We start from the raw sequence: 25,522 nt of genomic DNA, 5'->3' as shown, positions 1-25,522 counted from the left end.
TATAGAAGAAAAATTACTTCGAAGGTAAGTATTGTTTAAAAGTTTGGTCGGTATAAAATACGACAATGCGCTCAATTTCCCTATCGGTGGGCGCAACAAGGAGATCGTCTATTTTAGGCTCTGGAACGATATTCGTGTTTATTTCACTTGTTTTTTGCGGTTCAACTGGTGTCTGCGGCTGTTGAATTTCCGTTGGAGCTGAATCAATTTTGGGCACAGCATCGAATAAATCAGGCTTTTTAACCGGTGGTCCCACCAGCATTTCACCGTCGCCGGTAATAAGCCACTTGGCATTTATGTCCGGATAGGTCTCGAGCAGTTTGCTGATAAACTGAAATCCTGGCTTGTTCCGGCCCTGAAGCACATGGGTAACATTTGATCGTTGCACACCAATGGTATCAGCCAATTCTGATGAGCTAATTCCTTTGTAATCCATAAAGTGCTTAATCCTGCTGTTCATTTATGTCAACTTTAATTATTTACAAATATAAAGTACAAAGTTGATTTCACAAAACACATAAGTAAATTATGGCAATATACATTTGTAATCCGTGCGACATCCTTGACAGCATGCATCCTACAATCAACCCATAATAAACACTAAATAAACTTGAGTTAATTCGTGTATAATACTAGTTATTAGTTATTTAAACATTCGATTACTGGTGTATTTGTTACTTTATTACTAAAAGCAGCCAGTCTTCATGCAAAAATGTTTATATAATCATGTTAACGAACTAGTATTCAGTACTTTAAGATTCGATATGATGTGTTTAAAAACGGGGATATTTGTGTTTACAGAAATTAATTCGATAGTTCCGTTGAAAAGGATTTTGTGTTTATTTTTGTCATCACTCCTCCCCTTTTCAATGAATACACTTGTAAATGCACTGATAAAACAACCTCTTTATTGTAATTCACATTTTAGAATTCACAATTCTGTCAAAATTATCTTTGTCGATTTGCGTTCCTTTAAATGAATCGTTCTTATACCATTTTACAGATTAGTTTACCCCACTGTATTTGCATTTAAAATGTTGATCGATTTTTGAACTGTAATCAATCCACTTCGTTTTTTTGTCGAGGGTAAAAATTCTAATCGGTATTTTCATCTTTGCCGGCATGGAACCAGCGATTATTTTTAAATATTTGCTGCCATGTGGCAACACAATTTCATTCATGCGATTCTCAAGGACTTAAATCAAGCAAATTCTACTTATAGTAACCACAAATACTGATAGTTACAGTCAAAACACAGTGATGTTGAAAAAAAAAATTTCACCGAATTCCAGTGAAGTTTCGATGAAATACGCCAAACTCACGAATGGGAATGCTAAATTTGTGATTAAACCTTTCAAATACGATTATGCGAGGAATTCCAGCTTCAGGTGTCATCCTGTTTTTTATCGTTATATTTTTAATCGAGTTGTTTGCCTATTGGGGAATTGTACAATTAGTAAATGGCAAAAAAATTCGTCGTCTTGTTTCTTTTATTTATGGCTTGGTATCGGTAACGTTTTTGCTAATCTGGTTAAGTGCTTTTTTAAATCCGGATAAAATCAGACAAACAACTGATTATGGCTTTTTCTATTTTGTAATCTCCCTGTCGGTTCTGAATTTGTTTCCCAAAAGCTTAATCGCAATCGCTACGATTATTTCAGCACCGCTAAAATTGTTACGTTCGAAACAATTGCCGCAAATAATTTTATTGTCGAGTGTAATAATAAGTTTTGGAATGATCCTAACGATTGGATATGGTTTAAGCGTCGGCAAGAAAAACCTGCAAACGAATCATCTCGAAATTTGGCTGGATGATTTGCCGGAAAAATTGGATGGACTTCGCGTGATTCAGATTTCAGATCTACATTTGGGTGGTTTCGATGACGATCAATTTCTTCGGAAAGCAGAACAGAAAATCAATGAACTTGACGGAGATATTTTAGTAATTACGGGCGATATGGTGAACAACTACCATCAGGAAATGATTGGATTTGAAGAGGCATTGGAAAGGATGACTGCGAACTATGGTAAGTTTGCCATTTTCGGAAATCACGATTATGGCGATTATTCTAACTGGCAAAATCCTGCCGATAAAGAAGCGAATCACCTGCTGATAATTGACAAGATCAGAGCCGCTGGATTTCAGCTTTTGCGTAATCAATCATCAAAACTCAAGCTGGCAGATACCAGTTTATACATTGTTGGAGTTGAAAACTGGGGACACAGACCTTTTCCGCAATATGCTGAATTAGATTCGGCACTGACAGACGTTCCGGAAAACGCCTTTATGATTTTGTTGTCGCACGATCCGGCACATTGGGAGTCGGAAGTTGTTCCAGAGACCTCAATACCACTGACCCTTTCAGGGCACACTCATGGCGCACAATTTGGATTCAAACTTGCCGGTATCAGCATTAGTCCCATGTACTTTATTCAACCACTTTGGGCTGGATTGTACCAAAATGGCAACCAGTATTTATACGTGAACCAGGGCTTCGGATGCGTCGGATTTCCGGGACGCATTGATATGAATCCAGAGATTACAGTTCTCACGCTGCGATCAAATAGCATCAAAGCTGATCGTAAATAAAAATTCGAAACTAAACTTTTTCGTATCGGGTAAATACATCGACCGCAGTCCAACCGAAACAGGTGCTGCTGTTCGTAAAATATGTCCATCTGCCTTTAGTTCAATTCCGGTTGAAGTGAGATATTTTTCATAAATACTGTACACCGTTCCGTCTTCATTATACACGTTTCCTTTCAGCGACGAGAAGTCGTAAAATAAAGAAGTCCGAAGCCGTTTCATAAAAAACAGGCGCCCTAAATTTAAATCCGGATAAGCCAGCGGAAACATATAGTCGGCGCCAAAAGTGTATAAATCGGTGTTGCTTAGTTGCTGAATTCCGCGAGGAAATCGAACGACATCAGAAAACGAAATATCCAAATCTGTGTGCTTTTTTTGTAGCCCATTATAGATGCGAATACCCTGATTTCCGGCGAATCCGGGAAAATACAAATAAGTTTGCAACGCTTTTAGATCACCAATTTGTGTGCCTCCCGAAGGACTATTTTTATACGTCAATTCAACTATCTGTCCCCACTTTGGCAGTAGATCAAATTCTGACTGCCGGAGCACATTCTGCAAATATAGACGGTAAGAAAGTGCATGATAAAAACCGGAATAAAATTGGTCTGGTGTGGTTGAACTGTGACTAACCCGCGTGTACCCGTATTCAATTTGCGGCTGAATTAATTGGCTGTATTTTCCCTGACTAAAACTGAGCGGTACGCTGGTTCCCAATTCATAAGAAAGTTCCCGCCACGAAAAAGAACGAACGACTGTATCGCCATTCTGTTGAATCAGACGGTAATTTGATTTTCGGTTTCCATAACTCACTTCACCATTAAAAACCGGAAACAAGCCAGTATATTCAAATTTGGCCCGAACTTTTCCCGACCGTTCCGAAGGCAAATACTCGTAACCGAGATCAGCCGTTGCCGTTCCCAGTTTGTTTTGAGATAAGATTGAAATGCCCGGCTTTAGCTCATAGTCGTCCACATTAATATAAGCCGGCGCCCAACTGTGAAAATTTAAAAGATGGGCAAGTTTCGAATATTTTTTTGCCTGGTAGCTTTTTACCGCTGGTGTAAATTCGAAGGTTGTTCCCTCCTGAACGGATAGCGTGTCGGCCAATGCGTTAGATACAAGCTGTTTATTCCCCGATTTTTTATTTTTGAAATCTTCACTTAACAATCGCTCGATGCGATAACCATCTGCCGAGTAACTGCTGAAATAAAGCTGATTACCATCAACTTCCGGATAATCGGCTCCGAAAGGCACACTGGTTAGCTGATAGGCAATGCCGGTCTCAATGTCGAAACGAAAGATATTATCGATCCCCGTTTCCGCCGACGTGTAGTACAATTGATTGTTACTTACCGTTAAATTCCTCAAGTCGAAATACGCAGGCTCTGTTAGCTGGCTCCATTCACCTGACCCCAAATCCAGTTTTCCTAAATACTTACCGTCCTTCGCTAATCCGATGAAATAGATCACTTTAGAATCGTCGCTCCATGCCGGCGACATCATAAAATCATTCTGTTGCTGATGATGACGTTGATTTATTTTTCCATCTGCCAGATTATAAACACTGATGAAATATTGATTTTGGTCATCAACTTCAACTGCCGCAAATGCTTCGCCCGATGCAGAAATTACCGGTGCAAATAGTTTGTTTTCGATCTTTAATTCGCGTTTTTGTTTCCGGTTCAAATCGTAAACAACAATCACTGAACGATCTGCATGAGTCCATCTCAAATCTGGTCTTCGTTCTGACCAAATTAAAAAGTCTCCTTCAACAGAAAAGGATTCATCAAGAATTGTCCCCGGCGTGAAAATCACTTCCTCCTGCCCAGCTTCAATACGAACGATTCGTCCAATATCATCGCGGCTTTGTTTGTATGCTATCAATCCATGATCGGATGAAAAGCCCGTATATAGGTAATTCTGATATGAATCTTCAGCGTTCATTAATGCATGACTGTTGGTCAGATCCAATTGCGCTAGTTCCGATTTCCAGTCGTTCAGATAGTCATCGAATATGGACGAGTACAATTGTTCTTTATTTTTACCGGTTTGCTGTTTCAGCACTCGGTTGATCGGATTAACAGAAAGTGGTTTTTGTGCCACTTCCGCAAAAACATCCGACCAGATCATTTTACCATATCGTGCCCGGATTCCTCCTGCCATCCACCATCCAAACTTGTAGCGGTTTGGCACAAAATCGTTGTACGATCCCAAACTCGCTTTGTCGTACGAAAACAAACCTTTCTGAATAGCCTGAGCTTTATTTTCCATCAAAAAAGAAGGGTTTCGTCCGCGGCCCGTTTTGGTGAGAGCAGTCTCTGAAATTACCGCATCACCTTCGAGCAACCAAAAGGGCACATATGCCGCAACAGCAGCAGCGGCGGCCTGTTCGCCCAATATCAGCTTAAAAACCAGAGGTAACTCAGTCTGTATTTTGTCCATCTGCACAACATGTCGAAATTCGTGAATGGCCAACTGCTCGCTCCAATTCTGCGCATAAACCTGCTGGTTTGGCGTTGGAAACAACTCCATCCGCTTCGGTGCCCAGGCAACCAACCCATTCGAATTTACTGTTTTGGTGTGCAGAATGATCGAAATCTTTCGAGGCTCTTTACCCAAACTTTTATAGCCTGTTCGATAAACCTGATCAAGAATGCCTGCAAGCTCTTTCGCGTTTGCCTCGTAATCGGCAGGAAAAATAAGCTGAAAACCAGGCGTTCTTATTTCAGACCACTTAATACTTGCCGGATCGGAACCGGTTGAATAATATTGACTGTGTGCTGAAATGCATATACTTAGCAAAATGATTAAAAGCGCACTGAATCTGTAATTGGTCATTATTGTAGTTGATAAGGAAGCGAAATATAGTAAAAAAAGGATGTGATGTTGTCCCAATATTTTAAAAGAAAATGATTCACGCTGAAACTGAACCAACAAAACATTGTTTTCGTTAATTATTTTCGAATATCCCAACTCGGAGTTTCGCGAATTTAAATTTACTTTATACAAATTAATTGTAGCTATGGAACTGATCATCGACCGCTTATTTCACGAATTCACACCGCCATTTAGTAATTCGGTACTCATTTTCACGATCATTTTACTCATCATTTTTATTTCGCCGCTGCTACTTCGCAAAATCAAAATTCCAAGCATTATTGTCTTGATTTTGTGTGGATTAATAATTGGACCTCATGGGTTTAATTTGATTGAAAAAGGTGATGCGGTTAAGCTTTTTTCAACGATCGGATTACTATACATCATGTTTTTGGCCGGCTTAGAACTTAATTTAACAGAGTTTGCCAGAAATAAACACAAAAGTTATCTGTTCGGATTCTTCACGTTCATTATTCCGCTGCTAATCGGCTTTCCGGTATGTTACAATCTTTTAGGCTATGGATTCATGACCAGCCTTCTTACTGCCAGCATGTTTTCGACACACACGCTGATCGCCTATCCCATTGTCAGCAAAATGGATTTAACTAAAAATGAAGCTGTTGCAATTACTGTTGGTGGAACAATTATTACAGATACCGCAGTCCTGGTTATTTTGGCTATCATCAATGGCACTCATTCGGGAGCATCCGGATGGACGCATTGGCTTCCGATACTGTTCTCCTTTTCGGTCTTCTTTGTTTTCATTTTCAAACTTGTTCCAATGGTTGCCCATTGGGTTTTAAAACGGGTTGAGAACGAACGATACTCGCATTTTATATTTGTATTGGGTACGGTGTTTTGTTCCGCGTTTGTGGCAGAATTAGCCGGATTGGAGGCAATTATAGGCGCGTTTATGGCTGGTTTGGTTGTGAATAAGTTGATCCCGAAAACATCTCCTCTGATGAGCCGAATCGAATTTGCCGGTAATGCCTTGTTCATCCCGTTTTTTCTGATTAGTGTTGGAATGGTCATTGATTTGAATAGCTTGTTTGCTGGCAGTGCAACATTGATTGTGGCTGTTGCGCTGACAACGACGGCACTTTTAGGAAAATTCTTCGCTGCCCAAATCACCTCTAAGGTTTTAAAATATAGCACCAATCAACGCAACCTCATTTTTGGGTTGAGTTCTTCTCATGCTGTTGCAACATTGGCTGTAATTACTGTTGGATATGAGATGGGGTTGATTGATCAGCCGATTATGAACGGAACTATTCTTCTAATTCTGGTTACCTGCATCATTGGGTCGTTGGTCACCGAAAGCGCCGGTAAAGCAATGATTATAAGCCATGAAGCAAAATTGACTCCAGATGCGACTGTACCCGAAGATCGCATTTTAGTTCCAATTTCGAATCCTCAAACAATGACCGACCTGATGGATTTGGCCCTCAATTTAACTGAGCATAAAAAGCACGAACCGGTATTTGCGTTAACGGTTGTTGACGACGACACAAAAGTAATGGCTAAGCTCGCCGAATCGCGTGAAATTTTAGGAAAGCTGATTAAACACGCATCAGAGACAGAGCGAAAAATTGATATTATTAGCACCATTGATCAGAATATTTCAAACGGGATTCGGAGGGTAATCAAAGAGGTCTCAGCGACCGACCTGGTGATTGGATCATCCCCTAAATCGCGTTTCGCTGACTTGATTTTTGGGAACCTGATCAACAATATTCTGGCGAATACAAACCAGGAGATATTCGTTTACAAACCAATGGTACCTGTAATGAATCTGACCCACCTTCGAATTCTGTGCCCTGCTTATTCCGAAATGGAAACAGGATTTGCCAGGTGGTTCCATAAACTCACCATTTTTGCCTTCAACTTAAATTTGAAATGTACCTTCTACGGAAATAAAAATCTTGCACTGGCAGTGGAAAATGTTTCGACGAATCTTCAGGCAAAACCTGAAATTGATTTTATACGGATGGAGTCATTAAATGCCAGCGAATTACAAAGCATTAGTACTATTCCGAGCGATCTTATTGTGTTAATTAAGGCCCGAAAGAATTCAGTATCGTACACTCATGAAATAGACCAACTTCTGCCCACGCTGGAAACACTAAAAAGTGAGAATTCGCTGCTGATTGTTACTCCGCGACAAAATGACTAATGAAAAAATAAATAGGCCATTGAGATGGCAGCAACAATGCCGACAAAATCGGCGAAGAGGCCGCAAACCAAAGCATGCCGGGTTTTTTTGATCCCAACTGAACCAAAATATACGGCTAAGATGTAGAAGGTAGTGTCGGTAGCTCCTTGCACGGTGCTGGCGACTCTGCCGACAAACGAATCTGCGCCAAAAGTTGTCATCGCGTCTACCATCATTCCGCGTGCACCGCTTCCGCTTAGTGGCTTCATCAAAGCTGTTGGAAGTGCATCCACAAAATCGGTATTTACACCAAGATGAACCAAAATCCAGGTAATTCCCTGGATGAACCAATCCATTGCGCCAGAGGTCCTAAAAACGCCTATTGCGACTAAAATAGCCACCAGGTACGGGATGATTTTTACCGCTACGTTAAACCCATCTTTTGCACCGTCAATAAATGCTTCGTAGACATTGATTTTACTGCGAATACCCAGCAGAATAAATGATACAATCACACTAAAAAGGATCAGATTACTGGCTACACTGGAGATCACGGTTATCTGATCCTTTTCGATCGATGAAAAGTACCAGATGATACCGGCAATAATTGCGGTCAAGCCTCCCAGGTATGAGAGAATGGTTCTATCGAGTAAGTTTATTTTTTGGTAGTAAGCGACAGCGAGCAATCCTGCCAGGGTTGAAAAGAAGGTTGCCAGCATGATCGGAATAAAAATGTCGCTCGGGTTGACAGCTCCCAGCTGTGCCCGGTAAACCATAATACTGATCGGCAATAAGGTTAATCCGGAGGTATTTAGCACCAAAAACATAATTTGGGCGTTGGAAGCTGTGTCCTTTCGCGGATTGGTTTGCTGCATCTCTTGCATTGCTTTCAATCCCATTGGTGTAGCTGCATTATCCAGATTCAGCATATTGGCTGCAATGTTCATCATAATTGACGCGTGAGCCGGATGATTCTCCCCCAACTCCGGAAATAATTTTCTGAAAAACGGACCGATCAACTTTGAGAAAACCCTAACAACACCGCCCTCTTCGCCGACTTTCATGATTCCCATCCACAAGGTTAAAACCCCCGTCAAGCCGAGTGAGATTTCAAAACCTGTTTTCGCCATTTCCATAGTGGAGTTCATCATCGTCGTGAAAATCTCCGTATCGCCCATGAAAACGAGTTTAACCAAACCAACAACAAAAGCAATCAGGAAAAAGAATATCCAAATGTAATTTAAAGCCATAGCAGGGGTTTCAGCTGATTATTCGAGCCGTGAAGCTACAAAAAATGAGAGAAGAAAAGAAGTTCATCAAAACAAGAAAGGCCACCATTACGGTGACCTCTCCATTTTTCAAGAAAAAAGTAATTATTGAATCGTAAAAACAATCGGATTACTCATTTTATAGGCCTCGACAGAAAGATAGGCTTTAAATTCTTCCATATCTTTCCATTTCGGATTTTCAAGTCCCCAAACGGCAGAGAAATAGTGCCGTGCAGGTTTGTCATTCATAATTTTTTGAGCTACATAATAGGTCTCCGAAATCACGTTACTGAATCTCTTCTCGGGTACCGTTGGATGCTGATCGAAGTAGTTTACATCAGTTGCCCGGGCTACTTTTGTTACTTCATCGGATTTAAGCATTATGGCCATTCCCAGTTCATCCTTATTTTCCGATTGCTTATCCAAAGTTGCAATTGCCTCATATTCTGCATCTGCTTCAAAATGGACAGGTTCGGTTGTCAAATAGCTCGTTACGATTCCGGTAACCAACTGTTTTTCACCTTCGAAACCAGACACTGTTACATCTGACTGAAACCAATACTTCCCGGGATAAATACTTACCCGCTCAGTTGCTGACAGATTCTGATCGGCAACATTCCATCCACCGTATTTCAGGTCGAACACAGAACGAACCGGACCTTCAATAATCTTCTGATACTCGTAAGTTTCAGTAGAACCCAGACGATACAGCGAATCGTTTTCCAATATCGCCAAACCACCGGCTCCCAGTGAATTACCGCAATGCAGAACATCCATTCCCCAATCTGAAAGCTTGTGGTAGTTTTCAATTTCAGCCGTATGGATTTTATCGATGATTAAGCCGGGTTGCAATTTCCCAAAAAGGTCTTTCACGTTCCGGCAGTCAAAATAATTCCGGAATGCGATCTTATCATTTTCCCAGCTAACACTCTCACCCTGAGCGATGATCTTAAATGGCTCGTTCGCCGGGGGAGCCATATAATAGTCAACCTCTTTATAGGTGTGATCTCCCTGATTGATGCCTAAACGCAGATTGGTGCGCTTCTCAAATTCAGGAAAAGCACTTTCGGGTATGTATTTTACCCTAAGAGCCGCTTGCTCATTGGCTTTTAAATTGATCAGAAAAGCCATTTCATCCCATGAACCATCACCATCCAAATCGTCGAACTGCGAGGCCAAGGTATCAGATCCATGCAATAACACAGGCAGCATTCCTTCTTTTGCTGAAGGAAAAGACAGTTCAATCTCCTGACGGTCCAGCACCAATACCTCATCATTCCGATCGAGATTGGTAGGATTGTTCACAAGAAGTTGTTTTTCCTTTGCACATGAGCTCACTAAAAGAGAGCCGACAGCCATTGCTATGAATAGTTTATTTTTCATAGCCAACTATTATAAGTCGTTTTCGCCTTTTACGTATCCGAAGTTGGCCAAAATACCACCATCAACGTACAATACGTGACCATTTACAAAATCTGCAGCTTTTGATGCCAGGAACAAAGCAGCGTTACCTACATCTTCAGGTTCACCCCAACGGGCAGCTGGCGTACGGGTCATCACTAAATCGTTAAACGGATGTCCGCCTTCACGAATTGCAGCAGTTTGAGAGGTTGCAATGTAACCGGGTCCGATACCATTGATTTGTACATTGTACTTCGCCCACTCGCAACACATGTTGGCTGTCAACAATTTCAAACCACCTTTGGCAGCAGCATAAGCTGAAACGGAGTTACGACCGTAGACGCTCATCATAGAACACATGTTGATGATTTTACCGAAGCGTTTCTCAATCATTTTAGGAGCAACACGTTTGGCAACAATTAGTGGTGCAACCAAGTCAACATCAATCACTTGTTTGAAATCATCAACCGGCATATCCAAAATTGGAATACGCTTGATGATACCGGCGTTGTTAACCAGAATGTCAATAGTTCCTACATTTTTTTCAATTTCTGTAATACCGTATTCAACATCCTCTTCGCTGGTTACGTTGAATTTCACAGTAAAAACGTCTATTCCTTCCGCTTTGTATTCTTCTTTACATTGAGCCAATTTTTCATCAGAAAGGTCGTTGACGCAAATTTTTGCACCTGCTTTTCCCAATACTTTACCAATAGCCATACCGATTCCATGCGTTCCGCCTGTGATCAGCGCCACTTTACCTGAAAGATCAAATAATTCATTCATTGTTTAAAATTTTGTTGTTGTTGTTGTTGTTGATAGATTATTCAGTTGAGATTATTTTAGTTCGGTTGGTTTAATTACATCCATATCGGTATAATCCAGGTTTTCGCCTGCCATACCCCAAATAAAAATGTAATTGCTGGTTCCCGCTGCTGAGTGAATTGACCAGGATGGTGAAATAACCGCCTGTTCGTTAGTCATCCATAAGTGGCGGGTCTCAGTTGGTTGTCCCATAAAGTGGCATACTGCCTGATCTTCCGGTACATTAAAGTAAAAATAAACTTCATTCCGACGGCTGTGCGTGTGTGCTGGCATGGTATTCCAAACGCTTCCCGGCTTTAGTTCGGTCATTCCCATTTGCAACTGACAAGTATCAACAACAGTGTTGATCATCAGCTGATTAATATCACGTTCGTTTGATGTTTTCAACGATCCCAGATGAAGAACATTGGCATCTTTCAAGGTCACATGCTTAGTGGGATACTCTTTGTGAGCAGGTGCTGAGTTGAAATAAAACCGAGCTGGAGCTGAAGCGTCTTTAGATGAGAAAATTACTTCTTTTGCACCGCGGCCGATATACAAAGCGTCTTTAAATTCAAGTACATATTCTTTTCCGTCAACAGTAACTGACCCTGTGTTTCCAACGTTCATGATACCGACTTCGCGTCTTTTGCAGAAAAACTCTGATTTCAACGCGTCAACAGATTCCAGTTTCAGAGCTTCCTTTACGGGAACAGCTCCACCGGTTATGTAACGTTCAATATGCGAGTAAACCATATGAACGGTATCCGCTTCCATCAATTTTTCTACCAGAAATTCTTTGCGAATCCGCTGGGTATCATAAGTTTTAAAGTCCTCTGGGTTATACGCGTAACGTTCTTCAAAAATAGTTGCCATAAGATGTTAATTTTAAAAATTTGGTAATATTTAGTATGGGTAAAATCATGTTGTGAAATTCGATTAACAAAAATTCAACTTCCGAGCGCTATCTATTCAGTAAATATTTGCCGGAAGAGAACTCAGTTTTACCCAAACTCTATTTTAATGCAAGGCAAATATAAAATTATTCCAACAAAGATGCAATCGATTGCGCAAAAAGAATTAAATTCGCATGATTAAAAAAAAGATTCGCACCTTTGTAGCGGATTAGTAAGTTATGGACAACAAAGCATCAGTTACAATACATGATATCGCGCGAGAATTAAAAATCTCAGCATCAACGGTATCACGCGCGTTAAATGACAACCCGCGTATTAGTAAGGCCACCAAGGATAAGATAAAGGAAATGGCTTTAAAAATGGGCTATCAGCCCAATACCATTGCCTCAAATTTGCGCAATCAAAAAACGAATACGATCGGAATCGTGGTTCCGCTAATCAACCGCCATTTTTTCTCGTCGTTCATTAGTGGCGTTGAAGAGGTGGCATCGACATCTGGTTACAACGTTATCATCTCACAATCGAATGACTTATTGGAAAAGGAAAAGCAAATTGTTCATTCGTTGTTTTCGAACCGGGTCGATGGATTAATTGCATCGTTGAGCATGCAGACAAACGAATTCGATCATTTTCAATTATTTTCGAAAAAGAATATTCCTATCGTATTCTTCGACCGTGTTGTCCCTGAATTGGAAGCCCACAAAATAGTCGTGGATGATTTCATGGTCGGTGTAAAAGCCACCGAACATCTTATTAGTCAGGGATACAAGCGAATAGCCCATTTGGCAGGTCCCACCGTATTGCATACTTATCGGGACCGGATGGCCGGTTACCGTTCAGCTCTTGAAAAGAATAACATCCCCATTGATGATAGTCTGATTATTTTCAACAGGCTGACCAGAATTGACGGCCAAGAGGCTATAAAGCAACTACTTGCTCTGCCCCATCCTCCTGATGCTGTGTTTTGTGGTAACGACATTTCAGCATTAAGTATGATGGTGTATCTTAAGAAAATTGGGGTTAGAATTCCCGAGGATTTTGGATTGATCGGTTTTAGTAACGAACCTTTTTCTGAAGTCGTCACACCATCCATTTCAACGCTCGAACAACCGGCTTTTAAGATGGGACTTAAAGCAGGTGAACTTTTAATCCAGGAAATTGAAAGAAAAACGCGTTCAAGTAAACATTTGACAATTACGATGCCCACCGAATTGATTGTTCGGGAATCATCGAATCGAAAAAAATAAACCATCGCTCTTATTACCGCTTTTTTTACATTGATTTCGCATTCGAAAATCAATGCCTGGTCGCTTTTGCCAGTCCCTGAACCAGCAGTCATTCCCGTCTAATCGCTGGAGCCGGTCTCATCATTCAGCACTCTTCAAGCAACTTTTCATATTCTTACATTCCGGATTTATAACCTGTAAAAGATAAAAATTAACATTTCATTTACGGAATAGTAAACAATTGTTCTTTATATTTGCAACATGTAATGAACCATTGTTCATTATAACATGCAGATTAATATCATATGTTAGAATAAAAATTAATACAGTATTTATGAAAATAGCAATAACTGCTTTAGGAGATTCGGTAAAATCGAAAATGGACAACAGATTTGGGCGTTGTTCCTTTTTTGCCATTTACGATACCGATTTGCAAAAAACAGATTTTCTTTCCAATCCGGGGAAGGAAAATGAAGAAGGTGCTGGACCGGCATCGGTTCAGTTTATTGCCTCACAGGGCGTCGAGCGAATTATATCGGGTGAGTTTGGAGGTAAAGTGAAAAACATCTTAAACGAACTCAACATTCAAATGGTCATCCATGGTCAGTCAGATATAACAATCGAGGCCATTTTAAAACAAATTAGTTCCAATTAAAAATTAATTATCATGCCAGGATTTAACAAACAAGGACCCAATAATGAAGGACCAAGAACTGGCCGTTCAATGGGACAATGCGGAAGAAGAACCGCAGAAAATTCGACTAAAAGTGAAGTTTCCGACGAACAAAAAGGTGGAATAACTGACGGTTTATGGCCTCTGTTTGGCAGAAGAAGACAAGGTGGTCAAGGTGGTCAACGTGGACAAGGCGGTCAATCAAATGGTCGTGGGTTTGGACGCGGTAAAGGACGATGTTAGTCATTAAAAATTTTAAAATGAGAAAAATAGCAATTCCAACAGAAAATGGTGTTTTAAGCACACATTTTGGTCATTGTAAGCAATTTACGTTGATTGACGTTAGTGAAAATTCAATTACAAGTGAAACAGTTGTAGAAGCTCCGCCACACGAACCGGGTTTGCTCCCCAAATGGCTGGCAGAAAAAGGAGTTTCTGAAATTATTTCCGGTGGAATCGGACAGAAAGCGATCAATCTATTCAACGCGAATAAAATAGTTGTGCATTCGGGAGCGCCTAACAAATTGGCCAAAGAACTGGTGAGCGACCTGTTAAAAAACGAGTTGATAACCGGCGTAAATGCATGTGATCATTAGTCATTATGTCGTTCGACTATCGTTGTTTCTACTGTTTTAGCAATGCCTGCAGTAAACTCATTAACCAAATGCAATTGAGTACGAAACAGGCAAACACATTAACAGAAGAACTAATCGACCTTTATGCCAAGAACAAGGAGGTGTTCACTACACCCCATTTTGCGCGTGAACTTCATGCCCGGATTAAGGACTTAACCGGTGTTTCTGATCCATATAGCGCGATAAAGGAAGAAAGTAACAAAAGGATTCTCGATATGTATGCTTCCTTGCAAATGGAAGTTAAGCAATCGAAGAATCCTTTTGAAACTGCCTTACGTCTGGCAATTGCCGGAAATATTATTGACTATGCAATTAGCGATGAGTATAATTTGCAGGACACGATCGACCATGTTTTGAGCTCGGAATTTGCGATCAATGATTCAGCAAGGCTGAACGAAGAAATTACAAAAGCAACTAAAATATTGTACATCGGAGACAATAATGGCGAACTGGTTTTTGACAAGCTATTCATTGAAACGATTAACCATCCCAATCTGATTTTTGCCGTTCGGGGAGCAGCTGTGATAAACGATGTCACTATCGATGATGCCAAATCGGTTGGAATGGACACAGTTGTGCCGATCATTTCGAATGGGTATGATGCACCTTCTACCCTTCCTGATTTGTGTTCGGACGAATTTAGAATGCATTTTGATACGGCAGATCTGATAATCTCAAAAGGACAAGGGAATCTTGAAGGACTTTTGAATCACCCCCGTTCGAACATTGCTTTTTTGCTAATGATAAAATGCCATGTAATTGCAGAAAAACTAGAGGTAAACAAAGGAGACTTCGTGGTAAAAATGAATAAACGAAATTAATGAAACGAATATGTTGTTCCGAACACAAACACGAAATGAAAATAGTTTTCAGCAACATGTGAGTTCCGCGAGACAATAAAATCGAACCATTTACTCATGAAAATAGCTATTGCAAGTGGCAAAGGCGGCACCGGAAAAACCTTGGTGTCGACAAATTTATTTAACGTCATCCAGAAGGAAGGCTCTAACGTAAGGCTAATCGATTGCGATTCCGAAGAGCCCAACGTTTGCCAGTTTCTTCACGGAACCCTGGAGGAAGAAATTATTACAACCACTCACATTCCGGTCATCGATGGACGAAAATGTACTTTCTGTGGAAAATGTCAGGAGTATTGCAGTTATAATGCAATTATTATGCTCCCTGCCATAAAAACAATTCAGGTGATCGAAGATCTTTGTCACGACTGTGGAGCATGCTCTTACGCGTGCCAATACGATGCAATCACAGAAAATAAGAAAGTTACCGGTAGTATTACGCAATACCGTATAGCACCAAATGCAGACGTTCTGGAAAGTCAGATTGAAATCGGAATCTACTCTCCAGTTCCAATTATTGGGCAAGCAATTGCTATGGCTGACGATGATGCCGTAACAATTTTTGATTCACCTCCAGGGACTTCCTGCCCGTTTATAGCAACAGTTGAAAGGGCTGAATTTGTTATTCTTGTAACAGAACCAACACCTTTTGGTTTGAACGACTTAAAGCTATCGGTTGAAACACTGCGAAAATTGAACAAACCTTTCACAGTGATCATTAATCGTTTTGGGTTGGGTAATGCAATGATTGAAAACTATTTGAAGCAGGAAGAAATTAGCCTGCTCGGATTAATTCCCTTCGACAAAAAAATTGCAACTGCATATGCTTCCGGACAGCTTATTACCGACGAGTTTCCGGAGTATTTCAGATTATTTGAATCGTTATACCACCAAATTCTCAAACAAAATCAACAATGACCGAAGTCGCTATTTTAAGTGGAAAAGGAGGAACCGGCAAGTCTGGTGTTAGTGCTGCTTTAGCAAGCTTAGCTGCCAAAGTTGTTGTAGCCGATTGTGATGTCGACGCAGCCAACCTGCACCTGATTCTTCAGCCCGACGACTACCGCGAGGAAGTTTACATTTCGGGCCAAAAGGCTCGGATCGACACCGATAAGTGCATCAACTGTGGTATTTGTGCAAGTTATTGCCGGTTCGATGCTATAAACAAAACAGCCAACAGTTACTCAATTGTTGAAACAGCCTGCGACGGTTGTAAACTTTGCTCCAGAGTATGTCCGAACGGCGCGATTACAATGGTTGAACAAAACAAAAGCCGATGGTTTGTCGGCGATATTATAAACGGGAAAATGGTCCATGCTCGTCTGGCTCCGGGCGAAGATAATTCGGGCAAACTGGTCAATATTGTTCGCGACAATGCCCGCAGGGAAGCTCACGATATTCAGTCCGATCTAATTATAATAGACGGGCCTCCGGGAATCGGCTGTCCGGTTATTTCTACCTTGAGCGGAATAAACAAAGTTTTATTGGTTACAGAACCAAGCCTTTCCGGTTTGCATGACTTAAAACGAATTGTTGAACTGATCAGTCAGTATAAATTGCAGGTATTTCTGGTAATTAATAAGTGGGATATTAATCCTGAAATATCCGATGAAATTGAACGATGGAGTCGGGAAAAGCAAATACCTGTAATTAGCAAAATACCTTTTTCAAAGCTCTGGGTTGAAGCAATGATCAACTGCAAAAGTATTGTTGACTGGGCTCCTGAGTCAGATTTAAGCGATGAAATTAGAACGATATGGAACTATTTAATGAAAAATGAACCCAAGCCTGAGCGATACAACACTCACTCAGGACAATAATTATTGGGGATATTTCTTCTCTAAATATTCTAAATAAAAGGAGAATGCTTTCAGAACGCCTATTGTATTAGGCAAGATGAAAAACAGAGAATCAATAACTTAATTTAAAAATCTACACGTGAATAATCAAAACCCTTTTGAGAAAATTAAGCTCAATGGCGTGAAGCAAATTATTGTTGTTGCATCGGGTAAAGGTGGTGTTGGAAAATCAACTGTGGCTGCAAACTTGGCAGTCGCGCTTGCCAGCGAAGGCTACAAAACGGCCTTGTTCGACGCCGACCTCTACGGTCCGTCAACCCCAATTCTTTTCGATATTGAAAATGAACGACCTGAAATCGTAAGGACAGCAGCCGGCGAACGATACATTCCGGTGAAAAAGTACGGTGTAAGCATCATGTCTGTCGGCTTCTTTGTTACGCCCAAAAAATCGATGATCTGGCGGGGACCGGCTGCGTCGGGCGTACTAACTCAACTATTGTCGACAACAGAATGGGGTGAAACCGATTTTTTGATTGTGGATTTCCCACCCGGAACCGGCGACATTCAACTTACAACAATTCAGAAATTAACACTTACGGGAGCTTTGATCGTAACAACACCGCAACAATTGGCATTGGCTGATGCTGAAAAAGCCGCTGATATGTTTTGCACGGATAAACTCCATGTGCCAATTCTGGGTGTTGTTGAAAACATGTCTTATTTCACACCGGCTCTTCATCCCGACGAAAAATATTTTGTTTTTGGGGCTGGTGGCGGCAAACAATTGGCTGGTACACTAAACGTGCCTTTGCTTGCCCAACTACCGTTAATTTGCGACACCGAAGTCGACTCACCTCAAACATTTAGTATTAGCAAAGATCCGATTCTGGCGGAAAAGTTTCGGGAACTGGCCACAACAATTCAGCAAAAAGTGAGCGACAAAGCCTGGGGATTCAGGTACGTAAAACAAAACTGAGACGAAGTATGATTAAAGGAAAAATGACGATAAGACCACGCTACGGCGAGGTCGACCAGATGGGATATGTGTATCATGCAAACTATGTAAGCTATTTTCACCAAGCCCGAACCGAGCTCATGCGCGAACTTGGGATTGAAGACAGAAAATTGGAGGCTCAAAACATCATGATGCCTGTCATCAGCATGAATTTACGCTATCATAAAGCTGCTCAATACGATGAATTGCTGAGCATTACAACACTGATTGCTGAAAAACCCGTTACTCGGTTTAATTTTCAGTTTGAAGTAAAAAACGAACAAAACGAACTGGTTTGTTCGGCTGACTCAACCGTCGTTTTTGTCGATAGCCAAAGTCGAAAACCGATGCGTACTCCCCGATTCATCGCTGAGAAAATGGACGAACTTTTTATCGCTGCAATGGTATGAAACTAACTGTACTGACCGAAAATATTGCCGGTGGGAATTTTCTCGCAGAACATGGTCTGTCGTATCTCATTCAACATGACGACAAAACCATTTTATTCGACACCGGGCATACAGATGTGTTTAGAGTGAATGCTGAACGTCTCGCAATAAACCTCGACAAAGAGGTTGATCAGATTGTATTGAGCCACGGACATTGGGATCACGGAAATGGGTTGAAATATATTGAGAATAAACCGCTACTCACCCACCCGGCTTCATTTATGAAACGCTTTCGAAAACGCGATCAAACGAATTTGGGTCTTTGCCTTTCGCAGTCAAAAATTCAATTCCGCTTCGATGTAACAGTCTCTGCAAAGCCAGTGCAAATCACCGAGCGCATTCTGTTTTTAGGCGAAATTCCACGGACCAATGAGTTCGAAGCGCAAACAACCGCTTTTGTCGACGAAAACGGACAGGATGATTTTGTACCGGATGACTCGGCTTTGGTTTTCATACAAAACAACGAATTGGTTGTTGTTACCGGCTGCAGCCATTCAGGCATTTGTAACATTTGCGAATACGCCAAAAAATCGACCGGAATCGAACAAATAAAAGCGGTTATCGGTGGTTTTCACCTCAAGCGCAATGATACACAAACACAAGAAACCATTAATTACTTTAAGCGCGAAAACATTGCGACCATTCTCCCCTCGCATTGTACCGATTTACCTGCGCTGGCAGCATTCCAGCCCATCTTTCAAACCCAATTCGTAAAAACCGGACAGATTTTTCAATTCTAATCAAAAACCATAAAGAAAATGAATACTCCTAAAAGAATAATCGTCGTTGGTGGCTCAGCAGCAGGCCCCAAAGCAGCGGCCCGAGCTCGCCGGATGGATGAATTCGCGGAAATTACAATGTTCCAGAAGGGCCCTGATCTTTCGATGGCATCATGCGGATTTCCGTACTACGTAGGTGGATTTTTCGACGACCGGAACAAATTGCTTTGTACTCCAGCCGGAGTCGTTCGCGACCCAAAATTTTACTGGAATGCAAAAGGTATCGTTTGTAAAATCAATACTGAAGTCACGAAAATTAACCGGGAACAAAAATGCATCGAATATAAGGATCTGATTACTGGAGAAACCGGGATTCAGGAATTCGACAAGCTTGTTATTGCTACGGGTGCTTCGGCTAATATGCCTCCAATTCCGGGAATAAATCTGAGTGGAATTACAACGTTGCAATCAATGCAAGATGCTGACTACCTGAGAAAAATACACGATGAAAAGATAATACGCAAAGCAGTTGTAATTGGCGGTGGATTAATTGGCATTGAAACGCTGGAAGCCCTTCATTTGGCTGGAATAGAACTAACTATGATCGAACTCCTGCCCCAACTGCTAACTTTTCTGGACTGGAAAATGGCTAAATTGGTTGAGAATTATTTGAAAACCAAGGCAAATGTGATTACCAAAAACGGCGTGGCTGAATTTTTGGGTGAAAATGGAAAATTAGTTGGTGTAAAATTACAGAATGGCACCGAAATTCCGTGTGAATTGGCCGTTGTGGCTATTGGTGTTCGACCTCGGGTTGATCTGGCCAAAGAGGCAGGTCTGGAAATCGGCAAGCTTGGTGGAATTCTGGTTGATGAGCATATGCAAACCAGCGATCCGAACATTTATGCCGCCGGCGACTGTTGCGAAATACTTAATTTGATTACCGGCAAAAATGTTCTTGCTCCATACGGTGATCTGGCGAATCTTCAAGGCCGGGTGGTTGGCGAAAACGTTATTCATGGGCATAAAGCCATATTTCCGGGAACAATTCAAACCGGAGCGTGTAAAATTTTTGATTACGAAGTCGGAATAACCGGCTTGTCCGAAGCAAAAGCGATTGAAGCCGGAATCGACTATGTGAAAGCGGTTAATGCCAGTCCCGACAAACCTGGGTTCATGAATGGAAAGCTATTAATTACGAAACTATTGGCCGAGCGACAAACTGGCCGTTTGTTAGGCGCACAATGTTTGGGGCCGGGCGACGTAAGCAAGCAACTGGCAATTTGGGCAACTGCAATTAAAGGAAAACTCACGGTCGATGATATGGTAAATGCGGATCTTCCTTACGCTCCTCCATTTTCGTTGGCCATTGATCATAGCATTGCAACGGCTCACATCATCCAGAATAAAATGCATGGCTTATTTGATGGCATTTCTGCACTCGACCTAAAAAGTATGGTGGATCAGGGTAAAGACCTATTTATACTGGACGTTCGTGGTGCCGACGAATACGAAGAAACACGACTCGGGATTGGCGAAAGTTTAATTCCACTGGGCGTTCTCCGTAAGCGAATGAATGAGTTGCCTGCCGATAAAAACAAAACCATTGTTACCTATTGTAAAATATCTCTGCGTGGCTACGAAGCAGCAATGTTGCTAAAGGCTCATGGCTACAAAAACGTGAAGGTTATGGAAGGTGGAATTGCCGGCTGGCCTTTTGAAAAAGAGAAATAAGCGCTTCATTCGTATGCATTTTTTTCGGAACTATCCGGCGACTGGATCGATCAGAAACGTTAAAACTGATCAAATGGTCGCCGGATATTTTCTTAATTTTACCTTCATGAATACTGAACAAATCAACACCTTTTACTTTTCGCCAACGGGTACTACCGAAACCATTCTGAATAACCTGGCTGCTAATTTTCCAGCAGTCAAGATCTGCAATTTCAATCTTACTCTACCGGGCACCAGCAATAAACCGGAACCTATAGATTCCAGTTCCCTATCAATTGTTGGGATGCCGGTTTACAGTGGACGATTACCTATGGAAGCCATTCGTCGTTTTGAGACGATAAATGGGAACCAATCGCTTGCAATTGTTATCGTTGTTTATGGAAATCGAGAGTTCGATGATGCATTGCTTGAACTGACTGAGCTGGCCCAAAAAGCAAACTTCAGGGTGATTGCTGCAGCTGCGTTTGTGGGCGAGCACTCTTATTCCACCACCGATCGACCAATTGCCCACAGTCGTCCCGACCAGCAAGATCTCAATCATATCGCGACCTTCGCAGATTTAGTTCGGAAAAAGCTGGATGAAACGGAACTCAAGAATGCGGCAAGCACTATACAAGTTCCGGGCAACCGCCCCTTTGTCGAACGAAAACAATATCCGCTCATAATTCCGGAGACAAGTCATGCAGACTGTACTCAATGTGGTCTATGTGTGGAATGCTGCCCGACCGGAGCAATCAATCTGGAAGATGAAATCGTGACCGATCCCGAAAAATGTATCTGGTGCTGTGCCTGTGTCAAAAAATGTCCGGAGCAGGCCCGACACTTTGACCATGAAATCATTCAATCGATACGGGAACGACTTTTTACCAATTGCCGCGAAAGGAAAGAACCACAGTTTTATCTTTAGGCTGCCTGGTCAGTACGTCATATTTCCAAAACATAAAGCTTTCTATCAAAAGTAAACTGAAAGCAAACAGACACAATCTTGTTTGTTAAGTTTGATAAATTTCCAATCATGACCCCATACCGAACCTATCGGGAAAACCCGATGTATCATTATCTGATCTTATTGGTTGCCGCTGCAGCTATGGGGTTTCAAGGATGGCGTACCCTATTTAATAATTTCGCTGTTGATGTTGTCGGAGTTAATTCATTCCAAATCGGCGTTATTCAATCGGTTCGTGAAATCCCCGGATTTCTGACATTTTTTGTAGTCTATTTGTTGCTAATTTTTGCCGAACACCGATTTGCAGCCTTGTCAATCATCCTGTTGGGTGTTGGTGTTTTTTTCACCGGCTTATTCCCGAGTTTTGGAGGGCTTCTGTTTACGATCGTTCTTATGTCGGTCGGCTTTCACTTTTTCGAAACCTGTAACCAATCGCTTTCACTGCAATATTTTCAGGGCGACAGAGTTCCGCAGGTACTCGCTAAACTTAAGAGTTTTGGCGCCCTGGCCAACGTTGGCGTTGGTGGCTTTATCTGGATCGTCTCCAAATACTTCGAGCTTCATACTATTTTCTACATCATCGGTGCTATCGTAATAATACTTGGAACATATGCACTTACCCGAAATCCGGTAGATAAAAACCTTCCCGCACAACAAAAAAAGTTGATTTTAAAACGAAAGTACTGGCTATTCTATGTGTTGAATTTTTTGAGTGGAGCTCGCAGACAGATTTTTGTTGTCTTCGCGGTATTTATTTTGGTTGAAAAATACCACTTCTCAGTTGGCCACATCACTACTCTCTTTATTGCGAACAATATAATTACCTATTTTATAGCTCCTTACATCGGCAAAGCCATCAATCACTTTGGCGAACGACAGATGTTAACCATTGAATATTCAAGCTTAATCTTCGTTTTTCTGGGCTATGCGTTGGTGGAGAACCGTAATGTTGCCACCGGACTTTATCTGGTCGACAACCTGTTTTTCAGCTTTGCGATTGCAATTAACAGCTTCTTCAGAAAATATGCTGATCCCGCTGATATTGCACCATCGATGGCTGTTGGCTTTACAATCAATCACATCTCAGCAGTTGTGCTCCCGGTTGTTGGTGGTATACTTTGGACAATCGACTGGCGGATTCCCTTTATTGCCGGAGCGTTTATTGCAAGTTGTTCGCTCATTTCTACGCAGTTTATCCGACGATACGAACACCGCTTAAAATTCAGCAGAGCTTAAACCAATAAGGCTAACTTTCAGCCGGATTTCCCAGTCACAAATTCAGTGTCACCAAAACGATGAATGAAACGAACACAAACACCGAAAATAATTTTCAGCAATAGGTGAATTCCATCTGACACTTGAAAGACAAAGTAATAAGTTCCAAAAAAAGGTAATTGTATTGGTTGAAGATTCAACCCCCGGATTTTATTAATCCCGACAGAGTCGTAAGCCTAGTTGCTTGATGCAAACAGCCGCTACGAGTACACGGTTAGTACCAACCGACGCGAGCCTCCGTAGTCTCTAAATTCGCAAAAATAAATGCCTTGCCAGGTTCCGAGGTTCAACCGTCCGCGAGTGATTGGAATTGTGATTTCGGCACCAATTACCGATGATTTTAAGTGCGCCGGCATGTCATCGCTCCCTTCGCAGGTGTGTGTGTAAACGCGATGATTTTCCGGAATCATCACATTTATAAAACCTTCAAAATCCTGACGTACTGACGGATCAGCATTTTCATTTAAAGTAATTCCTGCCGAGGTATGCTTAACCAGAATGTGTAGCAAGCCAGCGTCGGGCAAATTAGGCAATTCAGCTTCTATGGTCCGGGTAATTAAATGGTACCCACGACGAAAACCGGGAAGTGTTATTTCTTTTTGTTGAATCATGTCGGCTTGAAATTTTAGGATGTTTTTCCCTCAGGTCCAACGTTCGGTGAAAACCAAAATCGACTATTTATTTCGGAATCGAAGTGCAAACATTGAGGCAAGAGGAACAAACGAATAAGCTTTCGATCCGCTTGCCTCAATAAATTTTATATCTCGTCAACCGATTTCAATTAAATATTACTTCATGAAATCGTTGAACGCGTTGTAATAACCATTGTTTTGTTGCGCTTGACTCATGTCGTGCTGATTTTGTTGCCATTGCACAGCCATATCACTCAAAACAGGATCGGCATGCTTGAAAAATAATTTATAGGAAGTACAGAAACGAGGCTTCCTATTGTCTTCGGGATCTTTGATCCGGTCTTTGGTACACCCGCCATAGCATTTGGTTAACCATGTGCACTGACGACATTCGCGCGGCAATACCGCTTTCGCCTGTCCGAATACAGTTTGCTTTTTCGAGTTCAGCATATTGATCAGCTTATCGTGTTGCACATTGCCGAGCTTCCATTTGGGCTCCACAAAAAAATCGCAACTATATACATTGCCATTATGCTCAATCACCACATATGGACCACACTCCTTATGCATTGTACATTCAGGAGCTTCCAAGCCCACATAGCTGTAAAATACCGATTCAAAATGTCGAATTGAGGTTGTCGGCTGGCCGTCTTTGAAATCAGCGAGCCACAAGTCGAACAATTTGTTCAGAAAATGACCGTAATCTTGTGCCGAGACAGAAAAGTCAGCCGCTTTCGATGGGTCATTCTTATCCGTTTCAACAACCGGTATAAACTGCATAAAAGTTAAGCCCAGCGACTTGTAATAGTTGTAAAGCTCCTCGGGATACTTCACCGAATGGCTGGTCACGCAACACATGGCATTTGTGGCAACTCCCTCATCCAACAACATTTTGGCATTATCTTCCACCCTTTGGTGTGTCCCTTTGCCGGCCTGGTCAAATCGAAAATGATCATGAATAAACTTCGGACCATCGAGCGACAAACCTACCAGCCAATCATACTTTTTCAAAAATTTGGCCCAATCGCGATTCAGCAATAAACCATTCGTTTGCAGGCCATTACCAACCGTTTGACTATGGCCGTATTTCATCTCAAAATCAATTGCCTTCTGGTAAAAATCGAGTCCCATCAAAGTAGGTTCGCCACCTTGCCAGGCAATGGATACACTTTGCCCCGATTGTTGCATAACCTGACGAATGGTTTCCTCCAATACCTTTTCACTCATCCGATGAACTTTCTGGGTCGCAAACAGTTCCGATTTTTCAAGATAGAAGCAATAGGTACAATTCAGGTTGCAATCCGGTCCCGAAGGTTTAATTAATACCGATGATAGTGGTTTATGTTTAGCAGCCATAATTTCGATTTTTCTGAAGCACAAACTTAAGAAAATTGAGCAAAAATCAGGCTGATAATTAGGCAAACCTTAGATCTTCCGCATGCTAAAAGATAGGTTGACTGGTAGACTCCCGGCGTGAAACATAGTTGCAGCCAACGGATGTTTCCGTTTCATTTCAGCAAAAAATGAAGATGACGCAATCGGTATTATGGGAGCCCTCCCAGAGGTGAAAATTA

The 25,522-nt window shown here is 41.6% G+C and carries 23 protein-coding genes; 15 read left to right on the top strand and 8 right to left on the bottom strand.

Going from position 1 to position 25,522, the window contains the following annotated elements; translation table 11 throughout:
• Nucleotides 1-13: 13 nt before the first annotated feature.
• Nucleotides 14-460: a helix-turn-helix domain-containing protein gene (locus ABZD21_RS01445; protein WP_372772324.1), complete on the bottom strand. Its 447-nt coding sequence runs from the start codon at nt 458-460 to the stop codon at nt 14-16.
• A 906-nt stretch (nt 461-1,366) separates the two neighbouring features.
• Here ABZD21_RS01445 and ABZD21_RS01440 point away from each other — a divergent pair.
• A complete protein-coding gene (locus ABZD21_RS01440; RefSeq protein ID WP_372772323.1) occupies nt 1,367-2,590 on the top strand; it encodes a metallophosphoesterase in 1,224 nt (407 codons plus the stop codon).
• Here ABZD21_RS01440 and ABZD21_RS01435 read toward each other — a convergent pair.
• Nucleotides 2,561-5,428, bottom strand: a complete 2,868-nt coding sequence (locus tag ABZD21_RS01435) for a TolB family protein (RefSeq protein WP_372772321.1) — start codon at nt 5,426-5,428, stop codon at nt 2,561-2,563. The two genes, ABZD21_RS01440 and ABZD21_RS01435, sit on opposite strands and share 30 nt — an antisense overlap.
• 184 nt (nt 5,429-5,612) lie before the next feature.
• On the opposite strand from ABZD21_RS01435, the gene ABZD21_RS01430 reads away from it, so the two are divergent.
• A complete protein-coding gene (locus ABZD21_RS01430; protein WP_372772319.1) occupies nt 5,613-7,640 on the top strand; it encodes a cation:proton antiporter in 2,028 nt (675 codons plus the stop codon).
• On the opposite strand, the gene ABZD21_RS01425 is transcribed toward ABZD21_RS01430, so the two are convergent.
• From ABZD21_RS01425 to kduI, 4 genes are all read right to left on the bottom strand, one after another.
• Complete coding sequence (locus tag ABZD21_RS01425) at nt 7,637-8,869, bottom strand: nucleoside recognition domain-containing protein (protein ID WP_372772318.1); 1,233 nt, start codon at nt 8,867-8,869, stop codon at nt 7,637-7,639. The two genes, ABZD21_RS01430 and ABZD21_RS01425, sit on opposite strands and share 4 nt — an antisense overlap.
• Before the next feature lie 123 nt (nt 8,870-8,992).
• Nucleotides 8,993-10,270, bottom strand: a complete 1,278-nt coding sequence (locus tag ABZD21_RS01420) for a DUF4861 domain-containing protein (protein WP_372772316.1) — start codon at nt 10,268-10,270, stop codon at nt 8,993-8,995.
• A gap of 9 nt (nt 10,271-10,279) precedes the next feature.
• On the bottom strand, nt 10,280-11,074 hold the full coding sequence (locus ABZD21_RS01415) for a gluconate 5-dehydrogenase (protein ID WP_372772314.1): 795 nt from the start codon (nt 11,072-11,074) through the stop codon (nt 10,280-10,282).
• A gap of 51 nt (nt 11,075-11,125) precedes the next feature.
• Nucleotides 11,126-11,968 (bottom strand): 5-dehydro-4-deoxy-D-glucuronate isomerase, encoded by an 843-nt coding sequence (gene kduI / locus ABZD21_RS01410; protein ID WP_372772312.1) that lies wholly within the window; start codon nt 11,966-11,968, stop codon nt 11,126-11,128.
• A gap of 259 nt (nt 11,969-12,227) precedes the next feature.
• Between kduI and ABZD21_RS01405 the strand changes: the two genes are divergently transcribed.
• The 13 genes from ABZD21_RS01405 (at nt 12,228) to ABZD21_RS01345 (ending at nt 23,277) form a co-directional block, all read left to right on the top strand.
• Complete coding sequence (locus ABZD21_RS01405) at nt 12,228-13,256, top strand: LacI family DNA-binding transcriptional regulator (protein WP_372772310.1); 1,029 nt, start codon at nt 12,228-12,230, stop codon at nt 13,254-13,256.
• Nucleotides 13,257-13,569: 313 nt separating this feature from the next.
• A complete protein-coding gene (locus ABZD21_RS01400) occupies nt 13,570-13,890 on the top strand; it encodes a NifB/NifX family molybdenum-iron cluster-binding protein (RefSeq protein ID WP_372772308.1) in 321 nt (106 codons plus the stop codon).
• 12 nt (nt 13,891-13,902) lie between these two features.
• The gene (locus ABZD21_RS01395) at nt 13,903-14,151 is read left to right on the top strand and encodes a DUF5320 domain-containing protein (protein WP_372772307.1); all 249 of its coding nucleotides are present in this window, start codon (nt 13,903-13,905) and stop codon (nt 14,149-14,151) included.
• 17 nt (nt 14,152-14,168) lie between these two features.
• The gene (locus ABZD21_RS01390) at nt 14,169-14,504 is read left to right on the top strand and encodes a NifB/NifX family molybdenum-iron cluster-binding protein (RefSeq protein ID WP_372772306.1); all 336 of its coding nucleotides are present in this window, start codon (nt 14,169-14,171) and stop codon (nt 14,502-14,504) included.
• Between the two features lie 5 nt (nt 14,505-14,509).
• Nucleotides 14,510-15,364 carry a DUF89 domain-containing protein gene (locus tag ABZD21_RS01385; RefSeq protein ID WP_372772305.1) on the top strand — a complete coding sequence of 285 codons (855 nt, stop codon included), beginning with the start codon at nt 14,510-14,512 and terminating at the stop codon, nt 15,362-15,364.
• 96 nt (nt 15,365-15,460) lie between these two features.
• Entirely contained in the window at nt 15,461-16,318 is an 858-nt protein-coding gene (locus ABZD21_RS01380) for a P-loop NTPase (RefSeq protein WP_372772303.1), read from the top strand.
• Nucleotides 16,315-17,220 carry a 4Fe-4S binding protein gene (locus tag ABZD21_RS01375; protein WP_372772302.1) on the top strand — a complete coding sequence of 302 codons (906 nt, stop codon included), beginning with the start codon at nt 16,315-16,317 and terminating at the stop codon, nt 17,218-17,220. Before ABZD21_RS01380 ends, ABZD21_RS01375 begins: the two co-directional genes overlap by 4 nt.
• A gap of 118 nt (nt 17,221-17,338) precedes the next feature.
• A complete protein-coding gene (locus ABZD21_RS01370; RefSeq protein WP_372772300.1) occupies nt 17,339-18,175 on the top strand; it encodes an Mrp/NBP35 family ATP-binding protein in 837 nt (278 codons plus the stop codon).
• A gap of 8 nt (nt 18,176-18,183) precedes the next feature.
• Nucleotides 18,184-18,603: an acyl-CoA thioesterase gene (locus ABZD21_RS01365; protein WP_372772298.1), complete on the top strand. Its 420-nt coding sequence runs from the start codon at nt 18,184-18,186 to the stop codon at nt 18,601-18,603.
• Nucleotides 18,600-19,382 carry an MBL fold metallo-hydrolase gene (locus tag ABZD21_RS01360; protein WP_372772297.1) on the top strand — a complete coding sequence of 261 codons (783 nt, stop codon included), beginning with the start codon at nt 18,600-18,602 and terminating at the stop codon, nt 19,380-19,382. The genes ABZD21_RS01365 and ABZD21_RS01360 overlap by 4 nt, the downstream gene beginning before the upstream one ends.
• Before the next feature lie 18 nt (nt 19,383-19,400).
• Nucleotides 19,401-21,095, top strand: a complete 1,695-nt coding sequence (locus tag ABZD21_RS01355; protein WP_372772295.1) for an FAD-dependent oxidoreductase — start codon at nt 19,401-19,403, stop codon at nt 21,093-21,095.
• A 106-nt stretch (nt 21,096-21,201) separates the two neighbouring features.
• Nucleotides 21,202-22,002 (top strand): EFR1 family ferrodoxin, encoded by an 801-nt coding sequence (locus ABZD21_RS01350; RefSeq protein ID WP_372772294.1) that lies wholly within the window; start codon nt 21,202-21,204, stop codon nt 22,000-22,002.
• Between the two features lie 108 nt (nt 22,003-22,110).
• Entirely contained in the window at nt 22,111-23,277 is a 1,167-nt protein-coding gene (locus tag ABZD21_RS01345) for an MFS transporter (protein WP_372772293.1), read from the top strand.
• Nucleotides 23,278-23,516: 239 nt separating this feature from the next.
• Here ABZD21_RS01345 and ABZD21_RS01340 read toward each other — a convergent pair whose 3' ends face one another.
• Both ABZD21_RS01340 and ABZD21_RS01335 read right to left on the bottom strand, forming a co-directional pair.
• Complete coding sequence (locus tag ABZD21_RS01340; RefSeq protein ID WP_372772291.1) at nt 23,517-23,927, bottom strand: secondary thiamine-phosphate synthase enzyme YjbQ; 411 nt, start codon at nt 23,925-23,927, stop codon at nt 23,517-23,519.
• A 177-nt stretch (nt 23,928-24,104) separates the two neighbouring features.
• Entirely contained in the window at nt 24,105-25,304 is a 1,200-nt protein-coding gene (locus tag ABZD21_RS01335; protein ID WP_372772290.1) for an anaerobic sulfatase maturase, read from the bottom strand.
• Nucleotides 25,305-25,522 lie beyond the last annotated feature (218 nt).

This window comes from Mangrovibacterium sp. (assembly GCF_041596335.1).
Lineage (GTDB): Bacteria > Bacteroidota > Bacteroidia > Bacteroidales > Prolixibacteraceae > Mangrovibacterium.
Note: the sequence above shows the minus strand (reverse complement) of the source record. Positions and strands in the feature narration are given on the sequence as shown.